At 31.9% G+C, this 15,762-nt stretch carries 17 protein-coding genes; 12 read left to right on the forward strand and 5 right to left on the reverse strand.

The window, feature by feature from the left end:
- Positions 1 to 273: 273 nt before the first annotated feature.
- A complete protein-coding gene (locus tag OF897_RS17750) occupies positions 274 to 1,107 on the reverse strand; it encodes an OmpA family protein (protein ID WP_267267014.1) in 834 nt (277 codons plus the stop codon).
- 86 nt (positions 1,108 to 1,193) lie between these two features.
- Here OF897_RS17750 and tilS point away from each other — a divergent pair, with 86 nt between their 5' ends.
- From tilS to OF897_RS17780, 6 genes are all read left to right on the forward strand, one after another.
- On the forward strand, positions 1,194 to 2,516 hold the full coding sequence (gene tilS, locus OF897_RS17755) for a tRNA lysidine(34) synthetase TilS (protein ID WP_267267095.1): 1,323 nt from the start codon (positions 1,194 to 1,196) through the stop codon (positions 2,514 to 2,516).
- Position 2,517: 1 nt separating this feature from the next.
- Positions 2,518 to 4,584 carry a protein-disulfide reductase DsbD family protein gene (locus OF897_RS17760; protein ID WP_267267015.1) on the forward strand — a complete coding sequence of 689 codons (2,067 nt, stop codon included), beginning with the start codon at positions 2,518 to 2,520 and terminating at the stop codon, positions 4,582 to 4,584.
- Positions 4,585 to 4,793: 209 nt separating this feature from the next.
- Positions 4,794 to 5,315, forward strand: a complete 522-nt coding sequence (locus OF897_RS17765; RefSeq protein WP_267267016.1) for an ExbD/TolR family protein — start codon at positions 4,794 to 4,796, stop codon at positions 5,313 to 5,315.
- 64 nt (positions 5,316 to 5,379) lie between these two features.
- On the forward strand, positions 5,380 to 5,901 hold the full coding sequence (locus tag OF897_RS17770; RefSeq protein ID WP_267267017.1) for a hypothetical protein: 522 nt from the start codon (positions 5,380 to 5,382) through the stop codon (positions 5,899 to 5,901).
- A 12-nt stretch (positions 5,902 to 5,913) separates the two neighbouring features.
- A complete protein-coding gene (locus tag OF897_RS17775) occupies positions 5,914 to 6,696 on the forward strand; it encodes an alpha/beta fold hydrolase (RefSeq protein ID WP_267267018.1) in 783 nt (260 codons plus the stop codon).
- Positions 6,697 to 6,785: 89 nt separating this feature from the next.
- Positions 6,786 to 7,577, forward strand: coding sequence for a patatin-like phospholipase family protein (locus OF897_RS17780; RefSeq protein ID WP_267267019.1), 792 nt, complete (start codon positions 6,786 to 6,788; stop codon positions 7,575 to 7,577).
- Here the strand turns inward: OF897_RS17780 and OF897_RS17785 are convergent, their stop codons facing one another.
- Complete coding sequence (locus OF897_RS17785) at positions 7,578 to 8,582, reverse strand: DHH family phosphoesterase (protein WP_267267020.1); 1,005 nt, start codon at positions 8,580 to 8,582, stop codon at positions 7,578 to 7,580. It abuts the gene before it with no gap.
- Between the two features lie 466 nt (positions 8,583 to 9,048).
- Here OF897_RS17785 and OF897_RS17790 point away from each other — a divergent pair, with 466 nt between their 5' ends.
- From OF897_RS17790 to OF897_RS17810, 5 genes are all read left to right on the forward strand, one after another.
- Positions 9,049 to 9,303 carry a hypothetical protein gene (locus OF897_RS17790; RefSeq protein WP_267267021.1) on the forward strand — a complete coding sequence of 85 codons (255 nt, stop codon included), beginning with the start codon at positions 9,049 to 9,051 and terminating at the stop codon, positions 9,301 to 9,303.
- 80 nt (positions 9,304 to 9,383) lie between these two features.
- Positions 9,384 to 10,241, forward strand: a complete 858-nt coding sequence (locus OF897_RS17795) for a hypothetical protein (protein WP_267267022.1) — start codon at positions 9,384 to 9,386, stop codon at positions 10,239 to 10,241.
- Positions 10,234 to 10,653 carry a DUF1573 domain-containing protein gene (locus tag OF897_RS17800; RefSeq protein WP_267267023.1) on the forward strand — a complete coding sequence of 140 codons (420 nt, stop codon included), beginning with the start codon at positions 10,234 to 10,236 and terminating at the stop codon, positions 10,651 to 10,653. Before OF897_RS17795 ends, OF897_RS17800 begins: the two co-directional genes overlap by 8 nt.
- Positions 10,654 to 10,748: 95 nt before the next feature.
- A complete protein-coding gene (rpmH, locus tag OF897_RS17805; RefSeq protein WP_034755721.1) occupies positions 10,749 to 10,907 on the forward strand; it encodes a 50S ribosomal protein L34 in 159 nt (52 codons plus the stop codon).
- Between the two features lie 155 nt (positions 10,908 to 11,062).
- Positions 11,063 to 11,773 carry a cell division ATP-binding protein FtsE gene (locus tag OF897_RS17810; RefSeq protein ID WP_267267024.1) on the forward strand — a complete coding sequence of 237 codons (711 nt, stop codon included), beginning with the start codon at positions 11,063 to 11,065 and terminating at the stop codon, positions 11,771 to 11,773.
- 55 nt (positions 11,774 to 11,828) lie between these two features.
- Here the strand turns inward: OF897_RS17810 and OF897_RS17815 are convergent, their stop codons facing one another.
- Genes OF897_RS17815 through OF897_RS17825 form a run of 3 tightly spaced genes read right to left on the reverse strand, consistent with a single transcriptional unit; the run spans position 11,829 to position 14,573 of the window.
- Positions 11,829 to 12,533: a tRNA1(Val) (adenine(37)-N6)-methyltransferase gene (locus OF897_RS17815; RefSeq protein ID WP_267267025.1), complete on the reverse strand. Its 705-nt coding sequence runs from the start codon at positions 12,531 to 12,533 to the stop codon at positions 11,829 to 11,831.
- Positions 12,533 to 13,987, reverse strand: coding sequence for a sensor histidine kinase (locus OF897_RS17820; protein ID WP_267267026.1), 1,455 nt, complete (start codon positions 13,985 to 13,987; stop codon positions 12,533 to 12,535). Before OF897_RS17820 ends, OF897_RS17815 begins: the two co-directional genes overlap by 1 nt.
- Entirely contained in the window at positions 13,977 to 14,573 is a 597-nt protein-coding gene (locus OF897_RS17825) for a riboflavin synthase (RefSeq protein WP_267267027.1), read from the reverse strand. Before OF897_RS17825 ends, OF897_RS17820 begins: the two co-directional genes overlap by 11 nt.
- A 49-nt stretch (positions 14,574 to 14,622) precedes the next feature.
- On the opposite strand from OF897_RS17825, the gene pdxA reads away from it, so the two are divergent.
- On the forward strand, positions 14,623 to 15,714 hold the full coding sequence (gene pdxA, locus OF897_RS17830; RefSeq protein ID WP_267267028.1) for a 4-hydroxythreonine-4-phosphate dehydrogenase PdxA: 1,092 nt from the start codon (positions 14,623 to 14,625) through the stop codon (positions 15,712 to 15,714).
- The last annotated feature ends 48 nt before the right edge of the window (positions 15,715 to 15,762 follow it).

A 15,762-nucleotide genomic window follows, 5' to 3' on the forward strand; every position in this document is an offset into this window, starting at 1 on the left:
TCACCGTTAACTTTGCACCACTGCAACGAAACTGACAGGAGGTAAAAATACTATAATGAAGATGGTGAAAATAAAATTATTATCAGCGAAAGAAACTAAACAGAACACAAAAACTAATTCTTCCGCACAACACAAAACCCTAAAAAGAAAGCGCAGTAATTTCTTAGATCAACTTATATTGCTTCTCAAAAAAGAAGATGTAGTTTGACAAAACACAATAAAAAAATTCCGATAATTGCTTATCGGAATTTTTATTTCTATTGAAATCAGAAATTATTTCTTAGGAGTAATATCCATTAATTTCATGAATTCATCAAGCTTAGGCATAATGATGATTTCAGTTCTTCTGTTCTCAGCTCTTCCTGTAACACTCATGTTTGTCGCTTTCGGATTGTACTCAGAACGACCACCTGCTGTAATTCTTGCAGGATCTACACCAAATTGACTTTGTAAAACTTTAGCAATCGCTGTACCTCTCAATGCAGAAAGATCCCAGTTATCTCTTGGCAAGTTTGCAGAGCTTAATGGTGCATTATCTGTATTACCTTCAATCAATACAGAATATTTATCGTAATCGTTGATCACTTTTGCTACTTTACCCAAAACTTCCTGAGCTGCAGGTAAAATGTTGTAATCACCAGTTTTGTACAACAATTTATCTGATAATGAAATCATTACCACACCTTTAAGAACTTTCACCTGAACATCCTGATCTGTTACATTATCCAAAGATCTTTTCAGTTTGTTTGATAAAGCTAAATTTAAGCTGTCATTTTTAGCATTTGCCGAAATAAGCTGCTTGATATAAGAGTTTGAAGAATTGATTTCTCCAACCAATTTATCAATATTCGCAGAGCTTTTTCCTGTATTTGAAAGACATGCATCCAAAGATGATTTCAAAGCATCATGCTGACTTTTTAATAGGTTGTTTTCCGCAGTTAACGTAGAGTTCTGACCTTTCAGATCCTGAATTTCACGTTGTCTTTCACCAATATTTTCAATACACTGTTTGTAGTTGCCACTTAGGGCATCATACTGCTTCTTACTTACGCAAGATGTCATTCCCAACACCACTGCCGAAGCCATCAAAATTTTAAAAATCTTCATAAATAAACTTTTTAAACGATTTCAAAGGTAACAAAATTCATTTTAATAAATAGGCCTATCTTTGTCCAAAAGAAATTCTAAGCATGATGCTTTCACCATTCGCTTTCGAAAAACAGCTTCAAAATCTTGTAAAAAATTCTGACAATGAAACCTATCTTTTGGCAGTAAGCGGAGGCGCAGATTCTATGGTTTTAGCGTTTCTGTTTAATGAGTTACGAATTTCAGGTTGCAAATTTCAGGTTGCGCATATCAATTACAAACTTCGTGGAGAAGATTCAGATTCGGATCAGAAAATTGTGGAAGATTTCTGCAAAAAAAATGATGTTAAATTTCATTTATATGAAGTTTCGAAGAAAGATGAAAAGCCTGAAAATTCTATTCAGCTTTGGGCAAGAGAACTTCGTTACAGATTTTTCAGAGAGATTCAATTAAAAGAAAATTTAGATTTTCTAGTTACTGCTCATCATTTAAATGACCAACTAGAAACATTTATTATCAATCTCTCAAAAGCTTCAGGAATTAATGGCTTAAGTGGAATTCCAGTAAATGAAAACAATATTCTTCGACCATTGCTAAATTTTTCAAAAGAAGAAATCTACCGATTTGCTGAAGAAAATAAAATTGATTTCCGAGAAGATTTATCCAATAAAAAAAGTGATTATTTAAGGAATAAAATCAGAAATGAAATTGTTACGAAACTTTCAGAAACCAACGAACAGTTTTTAGAAAATTTCAGAAAAAGCATTTTAATTTTAAATCAAACTAAAGATTTTGTCAATCAACAAATCAATGAAATTGAAAAAAATATTTCAATCAAATCTGAAGAAAAGATTATTTTAAATAAAGAAAAACTGAATCAGGAAACGGATTTTATTCAATTTGAAATTTTAAAAAAATACGGATTCAATCAACCCGAAGAAATTCAGAAAATCTTCACCGCAGAAACAGGAAGTTCATTTCATTCAAAAGAATTTAAATTAATTATCAATAGAAACGAATTGATTTTCATTAAATTAAATTCAAACACTGAAATTCAGGAAGAAATATTTTTAACTAATACCACAGAATCGAATCAAAAACCGAGCATCAATCTTTCTCATCATATTGAAATCATCGACGAAATCAATAAAGATTTGAATTGGGAATTTGATGCCGAAAAAATTACACATCCGCTGAAACTTCGTGCAAAAAAAGAAGGAGACCTATTCTACCCTATCGGTTTTTCGGGGAAAAAGAAAGTTTCGAAGTTTTTTAAGGACGAAAAATTGTCTATTTTAGCGAAGCAAAAAATCTGGCTTCTGACAGATGGAAATGACGCTGTTTTGGGCATTATTCCGTTCAGACAAGATCGGCGATACGCAAAAGATGAGAAAACTCAAAAGGTTCTCACAATTTTTAATCAAAAGTAAAATGAAATTTAAAAACTGGTTTTTACTGATTCTTCTGTTTTTGGCAACAGGAATCAATGCACAAATCAAAAATCCCGTAAAATTCAAATTCGCAGTCAATGACCTTGGCAACAATCAGTACGAAGCTGTTCTGAATGCAACTTTGGAAAGCGGATGGCATATTTATTCAAGAGATATTCCGGAAGATACAGGAATTCCCACAGAATATGTTGTTTCAGGAAAAAATATAGAATTAATTGGAAAGTTTCAGGAAATAGGAAAAAAGCATGAGGAATTTTCTGAAGCTTTCGGCGGGACGATTATTTATTATTCCAATTCTGCTGGTTTCAAACAAAAATTCAAACTAAAAGATCCAACAAAAGCTGGAGATTTAGTTGCTGAAATTACATATCAGACTTGTGATGACAGAGTTTGTCTTGCTCCGAATACTTTAGAATTCAATAAAAAAATTACACCAACCGGAGTAACAGAAGAAGTTGTAGATGGAAAGGCAGAATCTGCGAAAGATTCTGTAAAAACTACTGAAACACTTGTAGAAAATCCTTCAACTGGAAAAATTACCGTTGTTGATACACCCAAACTCGATCCTAAGCAATTAAAAATTGCATCAATCGACATCGCAAATCCTTTAACAGATTGCGGAACCGGTTCATCAAAAATCGCTGAAAATTACTGGACTTATCTTTTATTAGGTTTTATTGGTGGTTTAATCGCTTTGTTGACGCCATGCGTTTTCCCGATGATTCCGTTGACGGTTTCTTTCTTTACAAAAGGAAATAAAAATCCTGCAAAAGGAAAAAGAGACGCTTTGATTTATGGGTTTTTCATTCTTTTGATTTTTGTTTTATTAAGTCTTCCTTTCCATTTAATCGATGGAATTGCCGGAAATATTTTCAACGAAATTTCTACCAACGTTTGGCTGAATATCGTTTTCTTCATCATCTTTATTTTCTTCGCAGGAAGCTTTTTTGGATATTACGATATTACTTTACCAAGTTCGATTGCTAACAAATCTTCAAAAGCTGAAGAAGCAGGCGGAATGATTGGTATTTTCTTTATGGCTTTAACTTTAGTAATTGTTTCTTTCTCTTGTACAGGTCCAATTTTGGGAAGTTTACTAGGAAGTGCGATTACTGGTTCGGCAAACGTTCCGATGTTGTTGACATTTGCTTTGGGTGGTTTCGGATTGGCTTGGGCGATTGTTTTCGGATTATTAGCATTATTTCCGCAAGCTTTACAGAGTCTTCCAAAATCTGGAGGTTGGATGAATACTGTGAAAGTGGTTTTAGGTTTTGTGGAATTGGCTTTAGCTTTAAAATTCTTATCAAAAGCAGATTTAGTTTCTAAAACATTCTTAATTAAAAGAGAATTGTTCATCGCAATCTGGATTGTAGTTGCCATTGGATTGGTTATTTATTTATTCGGATTGATAAGATTCCCTCATGATGATAAGAAACCAAAAATTTCTGTTACAAGAAAGATCATCGGAGTTTTGGGGATTGGTTTTGTAGTCTATTTAATTCAGGGATTAATTCCTGCTGAACGCCCGAAACTGCAATTATTGAGTGGGATTTTACCTCCATTAAATGTAAGTTATTTCCATGACGAAAAAGATGGAATTTTGGGAATGCATCCTGAACATGATTTCTTTAAATCTATCGAATTAGCAAAAAAGGAAAACAAACCAATTTTGATTGACTTCACTGGTTATGGTTGTGAAAACTGTCGTAAAATGGAAGAATTTGTTTGGAGTGAGCCAGATATTTTACCAATCCTGCAGAACGATGTTGTTCTTGCTTCTCTTTACGTTGACGACAAAGAAGAGCTTCCAGAAGATCAAAAAACAAAAATTGATTTGGGAGACGGACAAGTAAAAAAAGTAAAAACAATTGGAGATAGATGGAGCTTATTCCAGACGGCTAATTTTAATAATAATTCGCAACCGCATTATGTTCTTTTAACTCCCGATGGAAAAGTAATTAATACACCTGTTTCCGGTTATATGGAAAAAGAGAAATTTAAAAAATTCTTGGAATGTGGTGTTAATTATTTTAAGAATAATAAATAAGACAGTTCAATTATAAATTCTAGCCTTATCAATTCATTTTGATAAGGCTTTTTTAATTAAAACACAAATCAATTAACAAGACAAACAACAATTCTAACAATTTAACACTAAAATGAAAATTTAGGTATAAACTTTGCATCGAATCAATTTAAAGTGAAATAAAATTTCATTGATTCTAAAAATTTGTTCAACATTTAAAAAACTGAATTATGGCTGAAGTTATTACCCAAGAAAAATCCGGAGGCAAGCAAAAAAAGAAAAACGTCAAAATCGACATGACTCCGATGGTCGATTTAAATTTTTTATTACTGATGTTTTTTATGTTCACATCAAGTTTCTCAAAACCCAATGTGATGGATTTAGGATTGCCCGCAAAAGATCCAAATCCTATTCCCACAAACTATGATATTGACCAACGTAATCAAATCACGTTCATCATTGGTGAAAACAACAGAATTTTCTATCATCAAAGTAATGAAAAGGATTTGAAGGAAACAGGTTTAAAAGAAACAGATTATAATGGCTTAAATGTTTCAAAAATTATTTCTGAAGCCTATGAAAAAGCTCCGAAAAAAGAAATTTTCACCATTATTGTAAAACCAACTGATGATGCGAATTACAAAAATTTCGTAGATATGATGGATAATATTTCAATCTCTAAAAAAGAACGATACGGAATAAGCGACATCAAACCCTGGGAAAAGAAAGTTTACGAAAACGTAATAAAATAAAACCTTAGAGCATTTTTATAATGCTCTTTTTTTATATAAATTTGAGCATAAATTTCAAACCAGGATGAAAAAAATTTTAGTTTTAGCAGGTATCGGCATTCTTACTTTATCGTGTTCAAAAAAAGAAACAACAACTGTTGAGAATAAATCAGACAGCACAAAAATTGTAGATTCTATCAATGCTGCAAGAACAAAAATCAACGACAGTATTAAAGCTAAGAACAGTGAAAACCGTTTCAAAGATTTTAACGGAAGTCATAAATTTACCTACGAAACTTCAAACTTTAATAAAATTACAGGAAACATAGATTTCAAAAAAATTGAAGGCGAAAGAGATAATTATAATGTTTCAGGAAACATTAAATCTGGAAATAATTCTCTAAATATAAAAGGTTTTGTACAGGTCGTTTCTGCTAAATACATGAATTTCACAGGCGAAATAACTCAAAAAATACCTGAAAACGGAAAACCGTACACAAGAAAAGGCACTAAAACATTTGCATCTAAAGACGGTGGAAAAACCTACCGACTTCAGGATATGGTAAATGGTTCAGGATTTGTAGATTATATCGACATTCAATATTAAAATTTTAAGATTATGCTCAATTTTGAAAAAAAAGGCGAAGGAAAAGAGACATTGGTTCTGCTTCATGGTTTTATGGAAAATATTTCGATATGGAGCGACCTTGAAAAAAAACTATCCAAAGATTTTACTCTTCTAAAAATAGATCTTCCAGGACATGGAAAATCAGATATTCTAGCGGAAGTTCACACTATGGAAATGATGGCTGAAGAAGTTAAAAAAGTTTTAGACCATCAAAATTTAGATAAAATTCATTTGCTCGGTCATTCAATGGGTGGTTATGTTTCGTTAGCGTTTGCTGAAAAATTTCCTGAATATTTAAAAAGTCTGACTTTATTTTTCTCCACTTATTTTTCGGATGATACCGAGAAAAAAGAGCAGCGCATTAAGAGCTACAGAATTATAAAAGATGCTTTTGCACATTACGCGAAAGCCGGAATTCCTAATTTATTTAATCCTAATGAAAGAGATGTTTTGGAAGGAAAAATAGAAACTGCATTAGAAGTTGCACTTTCTACCAACAATCTTGGAGCTTTAGCCTGTGTAAAAGGTATGGTGGAAAGAACCGATAAAAAACATATTTTAGAAAATTTAGAGTGTCGAATTTTAGTTTTAGCAGGAAAGCACGACAATGCCGTAAAAACTGATAAAACAATCAATAATCTTCCCGATCGTACCAATATCAAATCTTATGTTCTTGATTGCGGGCATAACGGGCATTGGGAAAAACCTGCAATTTGTGCCGAAATTATTAACACCGAACTTCTTCATCATTTGCCTAAAAAACTTTTACTGTAACGCCTAAGCTCAGATTTAAAATCAACACAAAACAGAATTAACAAGGTTTTAAAATAAATCTTGTATCTTAGTAAGGCTTAAATTTTTCAATGGGTTTATTCTCTTTCAAAAAAAAGAAACCGATTATAGGACTTACACTTTCCGGCGGCGGAATGCGCGGAATTGCCCACATTGCCGTTCTAAAAGCTTTAGAAGAATACGATTTGAAACCCGACATTATCTCCGGAACAAGCGCAGGATCAATCGTTGGAGCGTTTTATTCTTTCGGAAAAACTCCTGATGAAATGATGAAAATTGTCCATGAGACCACTTTTTTTTCACGTTCATATCTCAAGCTTTCTAAAAACGGAATTTTCAGTTCAAAATTTATTCTAAAACTTTTTAATGATCATTTTCCTGAAGATGATTTTAAAATTTTAAAGATTCCGGTTTACGTTACAGCTACAGAAATGACTCATGGTATTGTAGATTTTTTCTCTGAAGGTGAACTTTTCGGACCACTTTTAGCATCTTCGAGTGTACCTTTTGTTCTACCACCCGTAAAAATTGGTGAAAAAATTTATGTTGACGGCGGAGTTTTAGATAATCTTCCGATTGAGCCCATCATTGATAAATGTGATTTTCTAATTGCTTCACACGTCAATTCTATCAGCTATGACGGATTGGAAAACATGAGTTTAATGAAAGAGTTTGACCGTATCTTGCACTTAGCGATTGCCAAATCTGTTTATTCTAAGGCAACTCATTGTGATATTTTTTTAGATCCTCCGAAAATGACAAAATTCAGTTTATTCAACAAGAAATTTCTTGATGTAATGTTTCAGGAAGTTTATGAATATACTTGTAATAACCTTGAAGAAAGAGGTTACAGAAAAATTTAATTACAAATTTTCTTCTGCAATTCTGCTTTTAAAAGTTTCGATTGTATCTGGTAAAGATTCCATTGATTTTCCTCCAGCTGCGTTGATATGACCTCCTCCACTGAAATATTTTCTTGAAAACTGATTCACATCCACATCATCTTTACTTCTGAAAGAAATTTTAATGAAATCCTCATACAAATCTTCCATGAAAAACGCTGCTATTCTTACCCCAACAATACTCAGTCCGTAATTTACAAAACCTTCTGTATCTCCTTTCTGGAAACCATATTCCTGAAGTTCTTTTCTCGTTAAATATAAAACAGCAACTTTTCCGTCATTCACAACCTCAATTCTACCTAAAATTAAAGCCAGTAAATGCATACGTGAAACAGTATTCGTATCCCAAGTATTTGAAGTAATCACAGAAGGATCTGCGCCTTTTTCAATTAAATTAGCAACAATTCTATGCGTCGTCGCACTTGTAGAGCGGAAACGGAAACCTCCTGTATCGGTCATAATTCCTGTATAAAGACATTCTGCAATATCTTTATTAACCAAATCTTCATCATTCATTGCCTCAATAAAATGATAAACCATCTGACAAGTTGCCGGAATAATTGTGTCAGAATACACAAAATCAAAATCTTCAGGTTGTTGATGGTGATCAATAAGAATTTTCTTGGCTTTCGCTCTCATCAACCAATCACCTAAAAGTCCGATTCTTGCAGGAGAATTAAAATCAAGACAGAAAATTACATCTGCTTCATTAATACTATCAAAAGCTACCTTTCTTTTGTATTCACCAATGATATTTTTCTTTGCTTCAGGCATCCATTTCAGAAACTTCGGAAAATCATTGGGAACGACAACTTCAGCTTCCAGACCTTTAGCTTTCAGATAATGTTTCAGACCTAAACTAGATCCAATAGCGTCTCCATCCGGGTTATAATGGGTAAGAATTACAATTTTATTTTCCGGAACAAGCAATGTATTGATTTCTAAAAGTTCTGCAGGTGTAAACATTTTCTTTAAATTTGAGTTTCCAAAGATAAAGGTTTTTAATCTAGATAACATTTACAAGTTCTTAAACATTTTTTTGCTTTTTTAAAATTAATTATTACATTTGTTACTAATCAATAAAAACACAATAACTAAACAATACTAATGATGAAAATATCCTCAGTTACAAAATACCAAAATTCTTTTTTTATAACAATATTTAAGTTATAAAACAAAAACTCAAATCTAGCAATTATTATTTTTCAACGTCGATTGAAAAATTCAAAACATTTGTAAATACTATTCGCCTTTATTATTTTTCACGTTGCGTTTTAAAAGGATAGCAAAGAACGATGTAAAAAAATAAAAGAGTTAATAATATTTCAAAAAGGTAGGAAAACCTGAAGCCTCCCTCGGAAAGGAAAGATTAAAAATTTCAAAGTGAAATAAAAATTGAATAAGTAGGGATTAAAACATTAAATTTTAAAAAATGAAAAAAATGATTTTTACAGCGACAATATTGTTAACTTTAGGAGGATCTGCGTTAATTAATAACGTCAACGCATGTTCAAAAGATGGATATGTAGGACCAAACGGAACAAGCTGTTTATATTGGGACGCTTCAACAAAATGTTATATGCGAGTAGAACATCATCGTGCTTTCTTTGGGCTTTTCCAATGGAATACGGTTGAAGTTGCTGGTTGTGACAAACCATCAACAGACATCTCAGCTTCAGTAGAGTAAAAAATAATACTTGGTATTGTTATTATATTACAATACCAAGTATTTATATAAAATCTCTAATTAGCAACTTAAAATATTCAATGAAAAAACTATTAAAACTTATTCTCTTTTTTATTTTTGGAAGTTATTTTTGTCAAGATGTTCAGGGATTCGTTTCTAATGAAAACTTAATAGGAATAAAGGATGTAGTCATTAGCCTAAATAATAAAACAATAACCTATACTAATAATAATGGTTATTTTTCAATTCCTAAAGCTAAAGAACTAGATACTATATCATTTAACAAATCCGGTCATCTAAGAAAAGATATTCTTATGAAAGACTTTAAAGAAAGCAACCATAAAATAACTTTGGAGAGAGTATACGACATTGAAACTGTAGTCTTTAACGAAAAAGAATACAAGAAAGTAAACTATAATTTTGCGCTTAAAAAGCAATCAAATATAAGATTCATACCATACCCCAACTGGGAAATGGGGCTAAAATTTAAAAATGATTTAGAAAAAAAAGGCTTTGTAAGTAATGTGACTTTATATTTACATAAAACCGATACTGATGTAAGAAATACTAATGTCGAGATAAATTTTTATACTATAGACTCTCTTACAGGTAAGCCCAAAATGAAACTTAACAAAAGTAAAATAATCTATACACCTTCGGATAAAAGCAGAAAACAAGCAATTGTAAATGTAGAAAAACTAAAAATTCCTTTTCCTCTAAACGGTATTTTTGTAAGCATGAAATGGCTTCCAAATGAATTTAATGATAAAAAATTAGGTCCCTCTATTAGATATACTACATCATCAGAAGAAGAGCTTACTTATGAAAGGTTATATGGAGATTGGGGATCAAAAGCTGGTCAAAATCCACGTAAAAGCAGTTTTGTAAATATGATGATGGGGTTAGAGGTTTACATAAAAAAAACAAAGAATGAGTAAAAAATATTTATATATAATCATAGGGATATTGGTTCTTATAATTATTGGGTTTGCAACTCACGAAACAACCACCACGTTAATTATAAAAGACAAAGAAGATGGTACTACCGTAGATTTTGGAATATTAAAGAAAAAAAATACTTCGACAAAAAACTATACTTTCAAATATGTTAACAAAATGCACGATTCATTAAAAGTATATGATGTACTTGATGGATGTGATTGTACAATAAGCAATGTAAAAAAAGGATTCTATCTTCGTAATGATACTATTACAGTTGAAACCAACTATAATCCTAATAAATATAAAGACCAAGGATTAACTGTAAAGCAAATATTTTTAGTAACAAATAAAACTATTTCAAAATTTGATACGATTTATCCTTTAACATTAAAAGGCATTGTCGAATAAATTAAAAAAAGATGTATAATATTTGCATCTAATAAAAAAATCTATATCTTTGCAACCTGAAAATTAATAGATAATTACGACTTAAACATATAGTAATGAGTAAAAGAACATTCCAACCATCAGAAAGAAAGAAAAGAAACAAGCACGGTTTCAGAGAAAGAATGTCTACGCCAAACGGAAGAAGAGTTTTGGCAGCGAGAAGAGCTAAAGGTAGAAAGAGTCTATCTATCAGTTCTGCAAGAGCTAAAAGATAATTCTTTAGTTACAATATACAGATTATGCTTGAAAAGTACTTTTTCAGGCATTTTTTGTTGTTAAAATATACTAATTTTTTAGGTTTATAGAATATCTTTTTTTATTTTTAAAATCTGAAAAATTGCTTTCTGAAAAGCCTCATAAAAATCAAATTATGCCACATACAAATATCACGGGAGACAGCATCGTAAGTCTGCAAAATGCAAAGATTGCCCAAAAAAACTTCACGGTACTTTCTGACGTCAACCTTAATATCAAAAAAGGAAGATTCTGTTATCTTATCGGGAAAACAGGTTCGGGAAAAAGCTCATTGCTGAAAACTCTTTACGGGCACATTCCGTTGGTTGCAGGACAGGCAAAAGTTGTTGGTTTTGATTTGGCTAAATTAAAAGCTTCAGACATTCCAAATTTGAGAAGAAAACTGGGAATTGTTTTTCAGGATTTCCAATTATTGTCTGACAGAACAGTTGAAAAAAATCTAAAATTTGTTTTGGAAGCTACAGGATGGAGTGACAAACAAAAAATGGACGACCGTATCAACGAAGTTCTTTCAAGTGTAAATATGAAAGGCAAAAAGCATAAGATGCCACACGAACTTTCTGGTGGAGAACAGCAACGTATTGCGATTGCAAGAGCTCTGTTAAATCATCCAGATTTAATTTTAGCGGATGAACCTACAGGAAATCTTGACCCAGAAACTTCTAACGAAATTATGACTCTTCTTAAAAAAGTTGCCGAAGATAATCACGCAGCAGTTGTAATGGCAACTCATGATTATCACATGATTCAAAATTTTCCGGGAGAAGCAATCAGATGTGAGGATGGGAAAGTATCTGTTTTAGATACAGCAGAATTATTCGAATAAATTTGATTGAAAGATTTAGAAATTAAGAGATTTAGAAAACACTAATTTGTAAAATCTAATCTCCAACTTCTTTAAATACATGAAACTCTTTGGTGAGTTCAAGATATTGGTCCGAGTATTTTCTCGGACTTTTTTCTATAGTAAATTCAGATTCTTTCAAGTCTTTTTCGGTTAATGAAAATTCCAGAACCAATCTTTTTATTTTTGAATTTTCTATTCCTTTAATATTGATTTTTCGGATTAAAAATAAGTGATTTTCACGAGCCAATTCAACAAAATTATCACCAATTTCAAAAGGAATAATTACTGATAAAATCCCATTTTCAGAAAGCAATTTTGAAGATTTTGAAATTAATTGTTGGAAATTCAATTCGACCGTTTGCCGCGCCAATTTATCTTTTTCAGAATCTGATTCTTCAAAATATGGCGGATTTGAAACAATTAAATCAAATTTCTCTTTGGTTTCAAAACTTTTAAAATCCTGATGAATATTTTTCAACCTTGAATTATAAGGAGAATTTTCAAAATTAACCTGAGTAAGATTCACCGCTTCCTCATTAATATCAATTCCTAAGAATTGTGTAGAAGAATTTCTTTGTGCTAGCATTAAAGAAATTAAACCCGTTCCCGTTCCTACTTCCAAAACTTTTGAAGCATCACCGACATTTGCTAAAGCACCCAACAAAACACCGTCTGTTCCCACACGGAAGACGTTTTTTGACTGTTGAACTTCAAATTGTTTAAACTTAAAAGATTTCACTATAAATTTGTAGGTAAAGTGATCGTAAAAGTAGAACCTTTTCCGACTTCGGATTTCACAGAAATTTCACCTTTGTAATCTTCTACCATTTTTCGAACCATTGATAAACCAAGTCCCATCCCACTGTTTTTGGAAGTAAAATTAGGTTCAAAAATTCTTTCGTACATATCTTCCGGAATTCCGATTCCATTATCTTGAACAGAAATAATGACCCTCCTTTGATGCTGTTCAATATCGACATTTACCAAAAGATCTCTATCGTCACTTTGTGCCTGCTTCGCATTGGTAACCAAATTGGTAATGATTCGTGAAAGAAAAACACGATCCATCGTAATCATAATATTGCTCTTATTGGCATGAACAAATATCTGATCATCATTGAAAACTCTTAGAATATCATCAACTTCAGTATTTAAATTAATTACTTCGTTGTTTTTTTCGGGAAGTTTTGCAAACTCAGAAAATGCAGAAGCAACCGTTGCAATTACATCGATCTGATCTACCATCGTTTTGCTCATTTGCTTCACTCGTTCAGTAACATTCGGATCATTTGGATCAAATTTTCTCTCAAAATTTTGAATCGTCAGTTTCATTGGAGTTAAAGGGTTCTTCACTTCATGAGCGACCTGTTTTGCCATTTCACGCCAAGCTTCTTCAGATGCTTTAAAACGAAGTCTTTCTTTCTGATCCTGAATCTGAAGAATCATTCGATTATAAGCTCTTGCCAAAGCATTTAATTCATCATTTTTATAATATTTGATTGGGCGCATTTCATTCTCAAAAAGAGTGATTCGCGTAATCATATCAGAAAATTTAGTGATATTTTTAGCTAAATTATTAGAAGTAACCCAGCTTAACCAAATACTGAAAATAATAATTAAAAGATCCACTAGAAGAATGTAAATCACATATTTATGTAACACATCCATATAAGCAGATTCGTTGTGATAGAGAGGTATATAGATAATTCCGATTGGTTCCCAGTTATTATTTTTAAGGACTAAATAGGATGAAGTGTAAACCGCATCTTTATCTTCATCATAACCACGAATATCATATCTCGTTTCCTTGGAAAGAATGCTGTTAACAATTTTAATCGGAATTTTCTTTCGATCAACCTGATTTTGTTCTTTATTAGAAAGTAAATAATTACCTTTTAAATCATAAATAATAATATCGTGTTGATTGATATCGGCAATTTCAAAAATTTTACTGCTCAAAATTTTTTTAAGATCACTCGTTTGAACAGAAGAGCGGCTCAAAGCATAATCGAAATATGCCATAACCGCATTCGTTTTATTCTGCATATCAATCTTACTCTGTTGAAGCGCATTATTTCGTAAAACAAAATAAGGCACAAGCGAAGAAGCTACAACACTTAAAAGACATATTAATAAGAAACCGAAAAATACTCGGTTTCTCAAACTATATCCTTTATATTTATTAAATGCCATTCTGCCTATTAACTAATTTTGAAATATATTTACCTATAATATCAAACTCCAAGTTGACTTTATTGCCTACCTGAAGAGTATTCATATTGGTAAATTCCCATGTATAAGGGATGATTGCTACAGAGAACTGAAAATCTTCACTCTTAGCTACCGTTAAACTAATTCCATTTACTGTGATTGAACCTTGAGGAACTGTAACAAAATTACCTTCTGAATTATATTTTACAGTAACAAAATAACTGCCATCTTTATTTTCGATGCTTACAATTTCTCCGGTTTTATCTACGTGACCTTGTACAATGTGTCCATCAAGCCTTCCGTTCATCATCATACAACGTTCAAGATTTACAACACTCCCCTCTTTCCAGTTTCCTAGATTTGTTTTTTCTAAAGTTTCATTAATTGCAGTAACGACGTATTGATTGTCTTTAATCTCAACAACTGTTAAACAACAGCCATTATGGGCAAGACTTTGGTCTATTTTCAATTCGCTCGTAAAAGAGCAACTTAGTGTAAAGTCTATATTCGTTCCGTTCTCCTGTATTTTTTCAATAACTCCTACTGCTTCAATAATTCCTGTGAACATATTATTTTTTGCTAAATTTGTAAAATTATAATCTTCAAAGATAATCAAAATGAGCCCAAAAAACCATAAAGTACGAGTAGGAATTTCAATTGGCGACTTCAACGGCATCGGCCCGGAAATCATCATGAAATCTCTGAAAGACAAAACAATTACAGATTTTTTTACTCCTGTTATTTTTGGTTCGGGTAAACTTTTCACTTATCAGAAAAATATTTTTAAATTAAATTTAAACTTCAACTACATTACAGAAGCCTCACAAGCACAAAACGGGAAACTGAACATGGTAAACCTTGTGAAAGAAAATTCTACTGTAGAATTGGGAAAACCAACTGAAGAATCCACAAAAATGGCAATCGATTCTCTTGAAGCAGCAACCGAAGCTTTAATAAAAGGAGAAATTGATGTTTTGGTAACTGCACCGATCAATAAAGATGAAATGGTGAAAATGGGTTTCAAACACGCAGGCCACACTGGTTATTTTGAAGAAAAATTTAATAAAAAAGGGTTGATGTTTTTGGTAACAGAAGATTTAAAAGTGGCCGTTTCTACGCATCACATTCCTTTGTCACAAGTAGCTGAAAACATTTCTAAAGAAAAAATAAAGAAGCAGATTCGAGCTTTAAATCAAACTTTAATTGAAGATTTTGCAGTTAGAAGACCGAAAATTGCTGTTTTAGGCTTAAACCCACATTCCGGTGACGGAGGCGTTATTGGAAATGAAGAGATTGAAATCATTTCTCCGGCAATAAAAGAACTTTCAGACAGCGGATTTCTTACTTTCGGACCCTTTCCGGCAGACAGCTATTTTCAACCTGGAAAATATAAAAACTATGATGCCGTTTTAGCGATGTATCACGATCAGGGATTAGCTCCATTTAAAACTTTAGCTTACGAAGAAGGGGTTAATTATACCGCTGCACTTCCTTTTATCAGAACATCTCCTGATCACGGTGTTGCTTATGACATTGCAGGAAAAAACATTGCAGACGAACAGAGTTTTGTAGAAGCAATTTTTACAGCAATAAAAATTTTTAATAACAGAAATGATTATAAAGATTTGATGAGCAACCGTTTGCAGCCAAAAAGAATACCTTCAGACAATGGAATTGATGAAGATTTACCTGTAGAAAATGAAATGTAAAATTTACAAACAGATTAAAAATTAATTTGTTACGGATTTTATTTGTAA

The sequence above is a fragment of the Chryseobacterium formosum genome, from assembly GCF_026460885.1.
In the GTDB taxonomy this organism is placed as follows: Bacteria; Bacteroidota; Bacteroidia; order Flavobacteriales; family Weeksellaceae; genus Chryseobacterium; species Chryseobacterium formosus.

Bases quoted from the DNA above. Each gene is read 5' to 3' on its own strand.
- OF897_RS17750 (WP_267267014.1), bottom strand. From the start codon at position 1,107: ATGAAGATTTTTAAAATTTTGATGGCTTCGGCAGTGGTGTTGGGAATG.
- tilS (WP_267267095.1), top strand. From the start codon at position 1,194: ATGCTTTCACCATTCGCTTTCGAAAAACAGCTTCAAAATCTTGTAAAA.
- OF897_RS17760 (WP_267267015.1), top strand. From the start codon at position 2,518: ATGAAATTTAAAAACTGGTTTTTACTGATTCTTCTGTTTTTGGCAACA.
- OF897_RS17765 (WP_267267016.1), top strand. From the start codon at position 4,794: ATGGCTGAAGTTATTACCCAAGAAAAATCCGGAGGCAAGCAAAAAAAG.
- OF897_RS17770 (WP_267267017.1), top strand. From the start codon at position 5,380: ATGAAAAAAATTTTAGTTTTAGCAGGTATCGGCATTCTTACTTTATCG.
- OF897_RS17775 (WP_267267018.1), top strand. From the start codon at position 5,914: ATGCTCAATTTTGAAAAAAAAGGCGAAGGAAAAGAGACATTGGTTCTG.
- OF897_RS17780 (WP_267267019.1), top strand. From the start codon at position 6,786: ATGGGTTTATTCTCTTTCAAAAAAAAGAAACCGATTATAGGACTTACA.
- OF897_RS17785 (WP_267267020.1), bottom strand. From the start codon at position 8,582: ATGTTTACACCTGCAGAACTTTTAGAAATCAATACATTGCTTGTTCCG.
- OF897_RS17790 (WP_267267021.1), top strand. From the start codon at position 9,049: ATGAAAAAAATGATTTTTACAGCGACAATATTGTTAACTTTAGGAGGA.
- OF897_RS17795 (WP_267267022.1), top strand. From the start codon at position 9,384: ATGAAAAAACTATTAAAACTTATTCTCTTTTTTATTTTTGGAAGTTAT.
- OF897_RS17800 (WP_267267023.1), top strand. From the start codon at position 10,234: ATGAGTAAAAAATATTTATATATAATCATAGGGATATTGGTTCTTATA.
- rpmH (WP_034755721.1), top strand. From the start codon at position 10,749: ATGAGTAAAAGAACATTCCAACCATCAGAAAGAAAGAAAAGAAACAAG.
- OF897_RS17810 (WP_267267024.1), top strand. From the start codon at position 11,063: ATGCCACATACAAATATCACGGGAGACAGCATCGTAAGTCTGCAAAAT.
- OF897_RS17820 (WP_267267026.1), bottom strand. From the start codon at position 13,987: ATGGCATTTAATAAATATAAAGGATATAGTTTGAGAAACCGAGTATTT.
- OF897_RS17825 (WP_267267027.1), bottom strand. From the start codon at position 14,573: ATGTTCACAGGAATTATTGAAGCAGTAGGAGTTATTGAAAAAATACAG.
- pdxA (WP_267267028.1), top strand. From the start codon at position 14,623: ATGAGCCCAAAAAACCATAAAGTACGAGTAGGAATTTCAATTGGCGAC.